This window comes from Mesorhizobium sp. 113-1-2 (assembly GCF_016756475.1).
In the GTDB taxonomy this organism is placed as follows: Bacteria; Pseudomonadota; Alphaproteobacteria; order Rhizobiales; family Rhizobiaceae; genus Mesorhizobium; species Mesorhizobium loti_C.
In genome coordinates, this window is sequence record NZ_AP023242.1 from 3839698 (window position 1) to 3852466 (window position 12769).

General features: G+C 61.6%; 9 protein-coding genes. 7 read left to right on the forward strand and 2 right to left on the reverse strand.

Annotated elements, in window-relative coordinates; translation table 11 throughout:
- The first annotated feature begins 27 nt into the window (after positions 1–27).
- From ligA to JN279_RS18580, 4 genes are all read left to right on the forward strand, one after another.
- The gene (gene ligA / locus JN279_RS18565) at positions 28–2232 is read left to right on the forward strand and encodes an NAD-dependent DNA ligase LigA (protein WP_096447423.1); all 2205 of its coding nucleotides are present in this window, start codon (positions 28–30) and stop codon (positions 2230–2232) included.
- Entirely contained in the window at positions 2229–2918 is a 690-nt protein-coding gene (locus tag JN279_RS18570; protein WP_202353568.1) for a DUF2461 domain-containing protein, read from the forward strand. The genes ligA and JN279_RS18570 overlap by 4 nt, the downstream gene beginning before the upstream one ends.
- 115 nt (positions 2919–3033) lie before the next feature.
- A complete protein-coding gene (locus tag JN279_RS18575; RefSeq protein WP_096447419.1) occupies positions 3034–3762 on the forward strand; it encodes an AzlC family ABC transporter permease in 729 nt (242 codons plus the stop codon).
- A complete protein-coding gene (locus JN279_RS18580; protein ID WP_202353569.1) occupies positions 3759–4055 on the forward strand; it encodes an AzlD family protein in 297 nt (98 codons plus the stop codon). The genes JN279_RS18575 and JN279_RS18580 overlap by 4 nt, the downstream gene beginning before the upstream one ends.
- Before the next feature lie 157 nt (positions 4056–4212).
- Here the strand turns inward: JN279_RS18580 and JN279_RS18585 are convergent, their stop codons facing one another.
- Positions 4213–6057: an aminopeptidase P family protein gene (locus JN279_RS18585; protein ID WP_202353570.1), complete on the reverse strand. Its 1845-nt coding sequence runs from the start codon at positions 6055–6057 to the stop codon at positions 4213–4215.
- A 646-nt stretch (positions 6058–6703) separates the two neighbouring features.
- On the opposite strand from JN279_RS18585, the gene JN279_RS18590 reads away from it, so the two are divergent.
- From JN279_RS18590 to JN279_RS18600, 3 genes are all read left to right on the forward strand, one after another.
- Positions 6704–9736 carry an autotransporter outer membrane beta-barrel domain-containing protein gene (locus JN279_RS18590; protein WP_202353571.1) on the forward strand — a complete coding sequence of 1011 codons (3033 nt, stop codon included), beginning with the start codon at positions 6704–6706 and terminating at the stop codon, positions 9734–9736.
- 257 nt (positions 9737–9993) lie between these two features.
- The gene (locus JN279_RS18595; protein ID WP_202353572.1) at positions 9994–11553 is read left to right on the forward strand and encodes an anti-phage dCTP deaminase; all 1560 of its coding nucleotides are present in this window, start codon (positions 9994–9996) and stop codon (positions 11551–11553) included.
- Positions 11554–11581: 28 nt separating this feature from the next.
- Complete coding sequence (locus tag JN279_RS18600) at positions 11582–11791, forward strand: hypothetical protein (protein ID WP_202353573.1); 210 nt, start codon at positions 11582–11584, stop codon at positions 11789–11791.
- 104 nt (positions 11792–11895) lie between these two features.
- Here JN279_RS18600 and JN279_RS18605 read toward each other — a convergent pair whose 3' ends face one another.
- On the reverse strand, positions 11896–12768 hold the full coding sequence (locus JN279_RS18605) for a 50S ribosomal protein L11 methyltransferase (RefSeq protein ID WP_202353574.1): 873 nt from the start codon (positions 12766–12768) through the stop codon (positions 11896–11898).
- Position 12769: the final 1 nt, after the last annotated feature.

Here is a 12769-nt window from a genome sequence, read left to right on the forward strand (position 1 = left end):
GCGCGCCACCGTTCGGGGGAGAAAAGCATGGCTGAAAAACCTGTCGATTCGCTCAGCGAAAGCGAGGCTGAAGCCGAGCTGAAGCGCCTTGCGGAGCAGATCGCCGAGCACGATCGGCGCTACCATGCCGAGGACGCGCCGATAATCTCGGACGCCGCCTATGATGCGCTGACGCGGCGCAACCTTGCCATCGAGGAGCGTTTTCCCGATCTGGTGCGCGAGGATTCGCCATCACGCAGGGTCGGCGCGCCGCCTGCCGAGGGTTTCGCCAAGGTGCGCCATGCCGTGCCGATGCTCAGCCTCGCCAAGGCTTATACCGACGAGGATGTCACCGATTTCATCGAGCGCGGCCGGCGCTTCTTCGACCGCGACAAGGACCTCGATATCGCCTTCACCGCCGAGCCGAAGATCGACGGGCTGTCGGCATCGCTGCGCTATGAGAACGGCGTGTTCGTGCAGGGCGCGACGCGCGGCGACGGCGCGGTCGGTGAGGACATCACCGCGAACCTCAGGACCATCGCCGACATTCCCGCCAAGCTGAAAGGATCGGGCTGGCCCGAGACCATCGAGATCCGCGGCGAGGTCTACATGACCTATGCGGAGTTCGAGGCGCTGAAGCAGCGCTCGGCCGCGGCCGGCGGTCAGGATTACGTCAATCCGCGCAACACGGCGGCCGGATCGCTGCGCCAGAAGGACGCCTCCGTTACCGCCAGCCGCAACCTTAAATTCTTCGCCTATGCCTGGGGCTTCACGACCGCGGATCCGGCGCCGACCCAGTACGAATCGGTGCAGAAATTTGCGGATTGGGGGTTCAAGATCAGCCCGTTGATGGTGCGGGCGAAGTCGGCCGAGGAACTGGTCGCGCACTACCATCGGATCGAGGAGCAACGCTCCTCGCTTGGCTATGACATAGATGGCGTCGTCTACAAGGTCGACCAGCTGGAGCTGCAGCGCCGCTGGGGTTTCGTCACCGGCGAGCCGCGCTGGGCCGTCGCCCACAAATTCCCGGCCGAGCAGGCCATGACGACGGTAGAGAAGATCGACATCCAGGTCGGTCGCACCGGCACGCTGGCGCCGGTCGCAAGGCTTGCGCCCGTCACGGTCGGCGGCGTCGTGGTCGAGAACGTCACGCTGCACAATGAGGATTACATCAAGGGTTTCGACAGCAACGGCCTGCCGATCCGCGACAGCATCGACGTGCGCATCGGCGACACGGTGGTGATCCAGCGGGCAGGCGATGTCATTCCGCAGATCGTCAGTGTCGTCATCGACAAGCGTCCGGCTGATGCCGTGCCTTACGAATTCCCGCATAGCTGTCCGGTCTGCGGTTCGCCGGCGACGCGCGAGATCAACGAGAAGACCGGCAAGGAAGATTCGCGCCGGCGCTGCACCGGCGAGCTGATCTGCGCAGCACAGGCCGTGGAAAGATTGCGCCATTTCGTCTCGCGCGGCGCCCTGGATATCGAAGGCCTTGGCGCGGAGAACATCGATACGTTCTTCAACGCCGGACTGATCAAGACGGCCGCCGATATTTTCACGCTCAGGGACCGTCGCCCCGCCGTCACCAAGGCGCTGGCCGAGCGGCGCGAGGAGCAGGCCAGGCAGCGCGAGGCGGCATCCGGCAAGACGCGCAAGAATGTGCGCAGCGTCGAGGATCGCAACTATGAAGGCCTCGATAAGCTGTTCGCGGCCATCGATTCGCGCCGCGAGCCGGAACTCGACCGCTTCATCTTCGCGCTCGGCATCCGTCATATCGGCGAGACGACAGCCGCCGTGCTTGCCAAGACCTTTTCCACCATCGAGGAGCTGATCCGCGTCGGCAAGGAGACGGCGGCGGCGGAGGATCCGCACACCGTCTTCCCATCGGTCAACGGTATCGGCGACACGGTGATCGATGCGCTGCGCGATTTCTTCGGCAATGAGCGCAATGACGACGTGCTCGACAAGCTGCTCGAACAGGTCAAGCCGAAGCCCTATATCGTCACCGTCTCGGCCGACAGCGAGGTTGCCGGCAAGACCATCGTCTTCACCGGTTCATTGGAAAAGATGACGCGCTCGGAGGCCAAGGCGATGGCCGAGCGTCTTGGCGCCAAGGTCGCCGGTTCGGTTTCGGCCAAGACCGATCTGCTGGTGGCGGGACCGGGCGCCGGCTCCAAGCTCAAGCTTGCCAGTGAACTCGGCGTCGAAGTCATCGACGAGGACACCTGGCTGCAGCGGGTCGGCAAGTCGTGATGGCGTTCAAAGGGTTCGGCCCGAAAGCCATTCCGTTCCTGAAGGCGCTGGATTTCCACCAGAGCCGGGAGTGGTTTCTGGAGAACCGCGACCTGTTCGAACAGGAATTGCGCGATCCTCTGGGTGATCTTGTCGAGACGCTGACGCAGCGTTTTGCAGAGGCGGGTCTCGGTCTGCGCGGCGACCGCAAGAAGTCACTGTTCCGCATCAATCGGGACGTGCGCTTCGCCAAGGACAAACGGCCTTATAATCGGCATGTCTCGGCGATTCTGTCGCCGGATGGCAGCAAAGCCGTGCAGGGCGTGTTCTACATTCATATCGGGTTGGAGGGCTGCTTTGCCGGCGTCGCCTGGTGGCAGCCGGAAGCCGCGCTGCTGCTGGCGATGCGGCGCGCCATCGAGACGTGGCCCGACAGGTTTCGCGCCATGGTGAAGGCGTTGAAGAAGAACGGCCTCGAACTGGATGCAGAGGATCGCATGAAGCGCACGCCGCGCGGCTTCGAGCATGTCACCGACCAGGATCTTGTCGCTGCCATCCGCAACCGGCATTTCGCCGTCCGGCATGCGATCGATCCGGCTGGCATCCACGGGCCGGAACTGGTCGAGGAACTCGTCGATTTCACCTTGCGCGCCAGGCCGCTGCTCGACTGGGGCAGGGCGATCGAGGGCAGAATCGCGAAGGACTAAGTTTCATCTGGAGCGTGGCGACGATCATTTCCGCTGATCGTTTGGCTCAAGCGAATTCGTGTGACAAGACGGGCTGCACTACCTACATCGACGGTTTCGACCCTGGGAGCGATCGATGGCGACGGACGTGATTTCCGAGAGCGGCGGCAGAAGCGACTTCTGGCAGGGCGTGCGGCTCTCCATGCCTGTCGTGGTGGCGTCGGCGCCGTTCGCGGTGCTGTTCGGGGCGCTTGCCGTCGACAATGGTTTTTCGGTCCTCGAAGCCTTCCTGATGAGCGCGCTAGTGTTCGGCGGCGCCAGCCAGATGGTCGGCATCCAGCTGTTCGGCCAGCATGTCGCGCCGTGGCTGATCGTGTTGTCGATCTTCGCGGTCAACTTCCGCCATGTGCTTTATTCCGCCGGTATCGGCCGGCGCATCGCGCACTGGCCTGTCATCAGCCAAGCGCTCGGCTATTTCATCCTCACCGATCCGCAATACGCCGTGGCCGAAGCCCGGGCGCAATCCGGCCAGACCGTCGGCTTTGCCTGGTATCTGGGGCTTGGCCTGCCGGTCTATGTGTTCTGGGTGATCGAGAGCGCGCTTGGCGCGGTGTTCGGCAAGCTGATCCCCGACACGCATGCGCTGGGTATCGATTTCCTGCTGCCGATCTACTTTCTCGGCCTGGTGCTGGGGTTCCGCAAGCGGCCGCTGTGGCTGCCGGTGGTGGTCGCCAGTGCCTGCGCCTCGATCATTGCCTACAAGACGGTCGGCTCGCCCTGGCACGTCTCTATCGGCGCCATTGCCGGCGTGCTGCTCGCCGTCATCCTGCCACCGCACCATAGCGGCGTGGAGACAAGGCCATGAGCACGACATTCTGGATCATCATCGCCGGTGCGATCGCCACCTATCTGACGCGCATCGGCGGACATCTGGTCATCTCCCGCTTCGAAAACATCCATCCGCGCGTCGAGGCCGGCCTCAACGCCGTGCCGGCGGCGGTGCTGACGACGCTGGTGGCGCCGGAACTGTTGAATGCCGGGCCGGCGGAATGGGCGGCGCTGGTTGTTACCGCCGTGGTCTCGCTGCGGGGCGGGCTGATGTCGATGTTTTTGGCCGGGGCAGCGGTGTTGATCGTGGCCCGGCAGTTCGTCGGGTAGGGCATGTCGATATTCAGGTGATGACGGCCTGCAAACGGCGGCTTCTTGCGCTTCGGTGCTCACGTACCCAAAAGTACGCTCCGCTCCGGTTCTCGGAATCCGCCGTTTTCGGCTCGTCCTGACCTGAATCTCGACACGCCCTCGCGCCTCAGAAAATCTAGATCTTCGCGTCGTGCGGCAGCGGCGCGGTCGCCTTCTCCAGCCAGGCCAGCGTTTCGCCGTCGAGCATCGGTCCGATCTCGGCCAGCACGCGGGCATGGTAGGTGTCGAGCCAATGCAACTCCTCGCGCGTCAAGAGGTCGGTCCGCACCAGCCGGATGTCGATCGGCGCCAGCGTCAGCGTCTCGAAGCCGTGCATGGCGATGTCGCCGCCCTCGATCTGTTCGGCTGGCGTCACCAGGATCAGGTTTTCGATGCGGATGCCGTAGGCGCCTTCCTTGTAGTAGCCGGGTTCGTTGGACAGCATCATGCCCTCGAGCAGCTTTTCGGTGCCGGTGCGGGCGATGCGTTGCGGGCCTTCATGCACGGCGAGGTATGAGCCGACGCCATGGCCGGTGCCGTGGGCGAAATCGCAGCCATGCTTCCACAGCGCCATGCGGGCGATGGCGTCGATCTCCGAGCCGCGCGTGCCAGCAGGGAAGCGCAGCGTGGAAATGCCGATCATGCCTTTCAGCACCAGCGTGAAGCGCTCGCGCATCTCCTCGGTCGGCTGGCCGATCGGCACGGTGCGGGTGATGTCGGTGGTGCCGTCCTGATACTGCGCGCCGGAATCGAGCAGGAACAGCTCGCCCGCCTGCAGCTTGCGGCTGGTGGCGCGCGACACGCGGTAATGCATGATGGCGCCGTTCGGGCCGGCGCCGGAAATGGTGTCGAAGGAGACGTCGCGCAGCGGCATCTGGGTTTCCTCGCCGGTCTGCCGGCGGCTCTCTTCCAGCCTGGTGACGACCGCGATCTCGTCCAGCGATCCGGGTTTCTGGCGCTCCAGCCAGCACAAAAGCTTGGCTACCGCCGCACCGTCACGGCGATGCGCGGCGCGCGAGCCGTTGATCTCGGCCTGGTTCTTGGTGGCGCGCGGGATGCGGGCCGGGTCGGGGGCGGCGATCACCGTGCCGCCATTGTCCTCGACCAGCATGCGCAGCCGGTCGGCCGCCAGCACCGGGTCGAGCGCGATCTTGGCGCCGCCCTTGGCAAGTGCTGCGATCGCCGCCTCGAATTCGCCGGGCTCGTGTGGATCGGCAAGCTGGGTGAGATAGGCCGCGACCTGACGCGAGAATTTGCGTTTGTCCATGAACAGCTGGTGCGATCCGTCGGCGGCAAGGATGGCAAAGCCGAGCGCCAGCGGCGTGTGCGGCACGTCGCCGCCACGGATGTTGAAGGCCCAGGCGATGGAGGAAGGGTCGGTCAGCACCGCATGGGTGGCGCCGTCCTTGCCGATCGCCGCTGCCAGCCGCACCAGCTTGTCCTTGGCGAGTTCGCCGGCAAAGCCGATCGGGTGCAACTCGACCGGGGTCACCGGTGCGGCAGGCTGGTCCTTCCAGATGATGTCGATCGGGTTTTTCTCGAGCGGCACCAGCACCGCGCCGGTCTTGTCGGCCGCGGCCTGCAGCGCCTTGACCTCGCTGATCGTGTGCAGCCATGGATCGAAGCCCAGCCGCGCGCTCTTACCGATATTGTCCTTGAGCCAGACGGCGGGCGGGTTGTCGACCAGGCTTTCGACCGAAAAGATGCCGAGATCGACCTCACTGCGCACCTGCAGCGTGTAGCGCCCATCGACGAAGATGAAGGCGCGGTCGCGCAGCACGATGGCGACGCCGGCCGAGCCGCTGAAGCCGGTCAGCCATTTCAGCCGTGCCGAACGGTCGGCGACATATTCGCCCTGATGCTCGTCCGCGCGCGGAACGATAAAACCATCGAGGCCATTTGCAGCCAGCCATTGGCGCAGCAGCGCCACGCGCGGCTTGCCGACTGCCGGGTCGCCCGCGGAATCGAAGGTCTGGAACATGATGGGCCTCCTGATGCTGGCCTGACCGTAGCCTATAGGCCCGGAAATCGGAATCGATTTCCGGCCGGCGCAAACTGCTACAGCGCCGTCTGGCTGACAACCGAATGGGGCTGGTCCAGCAGCACGAAAGCTGGGTTGTCGTTCCTCATCCCCGACACGACACGGCATTGCCGCGCTGCGGCCAGCACCGGGAATTGCAACCAGAAAAAGTCAGAAAAGGCTGCTTTTTGAGCGTGCGTCACTTCGCACGGCAAGCTATCTGGTTCGGGTTTTCTTGCCTTGACCGCGGGAGTGGGGCCTTCCGGTCAAGGTTGGTGTCGGCGGACCAATTCTGCCACGCTGTTGAACGCCATGATGCTTGCCGCGCGCCGCTTGCAGGATCGATGTTGAAAAAGAGGACTATTATCTTGAGCCAGTCAGCCGGCAGAAACCGTGCTTGTTAGCAGTCCGGCATCTGGTGTGGCCAACTATTGATTGATGCAAATTCGCAACGGATTTGCTCTGATTTCTTGTCTGGGCACCGTGTTGCTTGGTTCCGGTAATTTTTACGGCCTACATTCGCTTGTCTGTCGGCGGCGGTTTTCGTAGCGTCGCCATGGGCTTCAAGGGTCGATTCAGCCAAGGGATGGCTGGTCGGGGGATTTTCATGAGACATTCCGTTTCTACAGTGCGTGCCAAAGGCCATGGCGAGGTGAATGCGCGGCTTGCGGGCTCGCTTCTGTCGTCCACGTCGCTTCCGGCTCTGCTGATAGCCGGGCTGATTGCGGCCGCTGTAACGCCGATCAACTCCGGTGCCGCCTCGGCCGAGGATTTCATTCACAACAGCGGCGATTGGGGCATAGCTGCGAACTGGACTCCCGAAACGATTCCCAACGGCGTCGATGCGGTCGCGAACTTCAACCATGATGCGCCGGACCAGGGGCTCGGCTATACCGTTTTCCTGACTGGCGGACCCTATACGGTCGGCACGCTGAACTTGAATGCCACGAGCACCTCTGGTGGCTACCGGTTTACAAACGGCGTTTTGAACTTCGCGGCCTCCGGGCAGGCCGCGATCAACGTGCAAACGAACAATCTCCTTCCCGATCTGGACGCCGGTGCCAGTTTCAATCTGGCCTCCGACACCGTTTTCACGGTTTATGCCGGTGCTCATTTTACGGCGGATGGAGTGATCTCAGGCGCGGGCCTCACCAAGAGCGGCAATGGCTTGCTTACCTTGAATGGAGCAAACACCTACACCGGCGGCACAAACCTCTATGGCGGCACGCTTAGCCTCGGCAACAACAACGCGTTGGGAACCGGCGTGCTTTCCGCCTTCAGCGGAACGGTGATCGATATCCAGAATGGCGTCACCATCAACAACGACCTGACCATCGATCTCAGCCAGACGATCAACGTCGGATCCGGATCAACCGGAACCTATGCCGGCCAGATTTCGGACCTCAGCGATCCATCCGCGATCGTCAAGACCGGTGCCGGCACGCTCGTGCTCACCAACAACAACAGTTTCGGCTCAGGCGCCCGGATCGAGGAGGGGACGATCCGGGCCACGGCCGATTATGCTTTGGGTGTTGGGCCGATCACGCTGGATGGCGGCACGCTGCAGGCGGGTGCGAACCTCACCCTGGCCAATGGTTCTATCCTGTTCGGCGCCGCCGGCGGCACCATCGACACGAATGGCTTCGACGTCAGCACCTCCGCCAGCATGGGAGACGACGGCACGCCGAGCGGGACGTTCACCAAGACGGGGGCCGGCACGCTGACAATAGAGGGTTTTGCTGGCAATAACACCTATGCAACGGCCACCGACGTCGCCCAAGGTACGCTGAAGGCGGGCCTGAGCCCCAACATTTTCAGCGCAAACAGCGCCTATACGATCGAAAGCGGCGCAACGCTCGATCTCAACAATTTCGACCAGGCGATCGGTTCACTTGCCGGCGCGGGAGCGGTTAATGCCGGGTCAGGCAAGCTGACGACCGGAGGCAACAACGGCTCGACGGTGTTTTCGGGCGTCATCACCGGTACCAACGGGCTGATCAAGGACGGCACGGGAACTTTCGAGCTGTCGGGTTCGAGCCCGTTGTCGGGCGGGGTCGAGGTGAAGGCCGGGACCTTGCTGGTCTCCGGCTCGCTTGGCAATGCGGGGGTTACAGTCGATAGCGGCGCCACGCTCGGCGGCGGCGGCACGGTTGGCGTGCTCGATGCTTCCGGCACGGTCGCGCCTGGCAAGAACACGATCGGCACGCTGACCGTCAACAACTCCGCCCAATTTCGGGCCGGCTCGACCTATGCGGTGGAACTCAATTCCACTGGCCTTTCCGACCTGATCCAGGTGTCCGGCGCGGCGACAATCGTCAGCGGCGCCGGCTTGACGGTGAGCAATATCGGGTTGGGTAGCCTGGTGGCGGGCACCCGCTACACGGTGCTCGAAGCCGCCAGCGTCAGCGGAACCTTCACCCTGGTCGGAGATCCGCAGGTCTCTGCCTTTGTCAGGCTGAGCACAACGTCGGATGCGACGCATGCCTATGTCGATGTCACCCAGACGCAGACCTTCGGCTCGGCCGGTGTGACGCTGAACCAGATTGCCACTGCCGACGGGCTGGAGAGCGCGGCCAGCAGTGCCTTGGTCAGCGCTGTGCTCGCCTTGCCGAGCGACGCGGCGGCGCAGGCCGCTTTCGACCAGCTTTCGGGTGAAATCCATGCCTCGGCCAAGGGCATGCTGCTGCAGGACAGCCACTTGCTGCAGGACGCGGTGACGGCGCGCCTGCGCGGTGCCTTCGGCGACAGCGGCAAGACCGCCTCGCTGCCGGTCATGGCCTATGGCGAGGACGGCGTTCAGCCGGTCGCCGCCGACACTGACCGCTTCGCCATCTGGTCGCAGGGATTTGGCTCCTGGGGCAGCACCGACAGCGACGGCAATGCGGCCGCCTTCGACCGGTCGACGGGCGGTCTGCTGGTCGGCGCCGATGGCCTGGCCGGCGACTGGCGGATCGGCGTGGTCGGCGGCTACAGCCGCACCAGCTTCGATGCCGACGACAGGCATTCTTCCGGCGACAGCGACAATTACCACCTCGGCCTCTATGGCGGGACCAATTGGCGCGCCATCGCGTTCAGGACTGGTGCCGCCTACACTTGGCATCGGATCTCCACGTCGCGCGCCGTCGCGTTCCAGAGCTTCACCGACAGTCTGTCGGCCGACTATGACGCCGCGACCGCGCAGGCCTTCGGCGAACTGGCCTACAAGACAGACGCAGGGCCGTTTGCCTTCGAACCCTTCGCCAATCTCGCTTATGTCAACCTGCACACGGATGGTTTCAGCGAGAGCGGCGGCGCCGCGGCGCTGACCAGCGGCAGCTCAACGTCGGATGCGACCTTCACCACGCTCGGCGTCAGGGCGTCGACCGACATCACCATTGGCGGCGTTGCGGCGACCGCGCGTGGCATGCTCGGCTGGCGCCATGCCTTTGGCGACGTGACGCCGCTGTCGACCGTCGCCTTTGCCGGTGGCGACGACTTCACCATCGCCGGGGTGCCGATCGCCAGGGATGCGGTGCTGGTGGAAGCCGGCTTCGACGTGCAGCTGGCGCGCAACGCCACGCTCGGCCTGTCCTATGCTGGACAGTTCGGGGCGGATGCCTTCGACAATGGCTTCAAGGCCAATCTGGGCATCAAATTCTAAGGCGGGAGAACTGGTCGCTGGCCGCGGAACCGGACCGAGTGCCGGACGCTGCCAATCTGACGCGGCAGGCAAATTCTCACGGCGCCCGGAACGAAGATCTGGACCATAATGGGCCTCCTTGTGCTCGCTTGAGCACAAGGACTGGTTGGTTTCGCTAGTGGGTGGATTTGAAAATCATGATAGTTAGTCAACGAATTTGACAAAAGTAGTTTTCGTGCGCTTCAATTGAAGTCGCAGGATGGGAGGGGCAATCATCCATGGCTTCAACAGCATTACACGACCTTCTCGAAAAGCGAGAGCAGACAAGCGTTGCAACAAATATCGCAGAGCGTCTTTCGCAAGAGCTTGTCATTGCCTTAGTCGGGCCGGTGGGATCCGGGGTGTCGACGGCAGCAGGATTTATCCGCGACATTCTTACGCAGGACTTTGGCTACAATGTCTGTCCCACAATAAAGCCAAGCGAGATTATCCGTGCGGAAGCTCACCGCGTACGAACGGCGGGCATCCCGAATGCGCCTTTGGATGAATACATCACTGAGATGCAGACGGCGGGAAACAGCCTTAGAGAGCGCTTTGGCGGCAACTACCTCGCTGAAAAAGCAATCGAGAGAATATACAAATTTCGTAAGGAAAATGGTGGCCTTTCGGAGAATGGCCTTTTGCTTCCGGGACGTCGTGCTTACATAATTGATTCGCTTAAAAATACAGACGAACTTAATCTATTAAAGCAAATATACGGAGAAACGCTTTGTGTTTTTGGGGTTTTTGCACCCGATAATTTGCGTTCATCTAGACTTAAAAACAACGGGGTCCCGGATGATTCAGTTAAAAGGATCATGGATCGTGACCGTATAGAAATCCAAACCTTCGGACAGAAAACTAGAAAGATATTTGTGGAGGCCGATTTTTTTGTTTGTAATGACAACAAGATCGACGAACTTAGAAAGAAGATTTCAAGGTACCTTTCCATAACCTTTAACACCTCTGTCCATACCCCGACAAGAGCAGAATCTGCGATGTATGAGGCTAGCTCAGCGGCGGCAAATTCGGCTTGCATGTCACGTCAAGTGGGCGCCGCAATTGTCTCTGAGGGGGGTGAGCTTATCTCGGTGGGCTGGAATGATGTCCCTCGCTTTGGCGGCGGCCTATACAATGAAGATGATCAGTCGGTATGGAGTGTGGAAAAGAAGGCTCTAGTCGACAATGACAATAGATGTTTCAAGTGGGGACGATGTGTTTGCCATAATGAAACCAGAAGAACGGATATTGTTGACAAGATAGCTATGAAAATATCGAAATCTGGTATTTTGAAGAAAGGGCAGACGTATCTTGATGTTAGAAATTTATTGAAGGGCACAGAGATCGATTCGTTGATTGAGTTTTCGAGGTCTATCCATGCTGAAATGGAGGCCATACTTTCAATAGCTCGTGAGGGTAGGAACTCTCTTTCAAATGCAACCCTTTATACCAGCGTCTACCCCTGCCACAATTGTGCCAGGCATATTGTCGCGGCGGGGATTACGTCAGTCATTTACATCGAACCTTACGATAAGAGCTTGGCTGTTGCACTTCATAACGATTCGGTAACCGAAGACCCTGAGGATAAGGGGCGGGTTGTGTTTCGCCAATATGATGGCGTAGCGCCAAGAAACTATCTCAGGCTGTTTCGGCCTTCCGCGGATCGAAAAAAGGACGGGGCATTGATCAAGCAGTTGCCGAAATCTGCCCTTCCGGTGTTTCGCATACCGCTCGACAATCAGTCAGAATATGAAGCGAAAATTATTGCGGACCTGTCAGACAAAGAGCAAACTGTCTAGGTAGGCACTCGTTGCAGGAGGATGGGGGATGACCAGGCGTCAGGATTCAGGCGTGCAACTTTCGCTTGATCTGAAAGTGGAAGGTCAGAAAAAGGTCGGTGTTTCTCCGAGTGTTGCACCCCCTAATGTCGTTGCGTTTGTGGACGCGGGGACTTTGGCAATTCGACGCGATGCCATCAAACGCGTCCAAGCTTCAGGCATATTTCCTGCGCCGGTGATTCCCCGCTTGAAAGCCTAGTCGAATTCGCTGGGTGGTTTTAGGTTTGCTGCGCATAGGGGCTTGGCATGTCTGCCGAGCCAGATTGCACACCCACTAGGGCGTCTTTTGGTCCAGCCACGACGTCAATGCTTGAGATGGATCGTCACCCAGCCTTCGCGGTGCAGCGTGTGCACGTGCCGAAAATTCTGGCCGACATAAGCCGAGATAACGGCGTCGCGCTGGCGATCGAGAATGCCCGACAGCACGATCGAGCCGCCAAGCGCGATGTGCCCGGCCATTTGCGGCGCCAGCCTCATCAGCGGCCGCGCCAATATGTTGGCGACGATAAGATCGAAGGGGGCGCGCTTGCCGAAGATAGGGTGGTGAAAACCCGGCGCTGTCACCGTTTCGATGAGTGCCTTGACGTGGTTGAGCCGCGCATTGGCGGCGGCGACCTCCACCGCCACGGGGTCGATGTCGGTGGCCAGCACCGGAATGTGCGCCAGCTTGGCAACGGCGATGGCCAGAACGGCGCTGCCGGTGCCGAGGTCGAGCGCATTGCGCGGGTGCTCGCGCCGCACCACTTTCTCCAGCATTTCCAGACAGCCTGATGTGGTGCCGTGATGGCCAGTGCCGAAGGCAAGGCCGGCCTCGATCTCGATGGCGAGTTCGCCGCTGTGGCGCTTCCTGCGGTCATGCGCGCCGTGGACGAAGAAACGGCCGGCGCGCACCGGCTTCAGGCCCTCCAGCGAACGCGCCACCCAGTCGATGTCGGGCAACACCTCGCGCTCGATCGGTTTCGGCAGAGCGAGGCCCGCGAGAATGTCCTTGACCCGCGCCTCGACCCCGTCGACGTCGCCGTCGGCGTAAAGCGAGACCTCGTGGATGTCTCGGTCCTCGTCGACCTCCAGCACGGCGATCGGCAGGCCTTCATCCTCGAAGGCCAGCTCAAGCGCCGCGAAGACGCGCTCAGCTTCGAACTTGCCGGTGGTGAAATACAGCCGCGTCTGGGTCATG

What these genes read in the sequence shown, in the direction of transcription:
- ligA (WP_096447423.1), top strand. Translation starts at nt 28, where the DNA reads ATGGCTGAAAAACCTGTCGATTCGCTCAGCGAAAGCGAGGCTGAAGCC.
- JN279_RS18575 (WP_096447419.1), top strand. Translation starts at nt 3,034, where the DNA reads ATGGCGACGGACGTGATTTCCGAGAGCGGCGGCAGAAGCGACTTCTGG.
- JN279_RS18580 (WP_202353569.1), top strand. Translation starts at nt 3,759, where the DNA reads ATGAGCACGACATTCTGGATCATCATCGCCGGTGCGATCGCCACCTAT.
- JN279_RS18585 (WP_202353570.1), bottom strand. Translation starts at nt 6,057, where the DNA reads ATGTTCCAGACCTTCGATTCCGCGGGCGACCCGGCAGTCGGCAAGCCG.
- JN279_RS18590 (WP_202353571.1), top strand. Translation starts at nt 6,704, where the DNA reads ATGAGACATTCCGTTTCTACAGTGCGTGCCAAAGGCCATGGCGAGGTG.
- JN279_RS18595 (WP_202353572.1), top strand. Translation starts at nt 9,994, where the DNA reads ATGGCTTCAACAGCATTACACGACCTTCTCGAAAAGCGAGAGCAGACA.
- JN279_RS18600 (WP_202353573.1), top strand. Translation starts at nt 11,582, where the DNA reads ATGACCAGGCGTCAGGATTCAGGCGTGCAACTTTCGCTTGATCTGAAA.
- JN279_RS18605 (WP_202353574.1), bottom strand. Translation starts at nt 12,768, where the DNA reads ATGACCCAGACGCGGCTGTATTTCACCACCGGCAAGTTCGAAGCTGAG.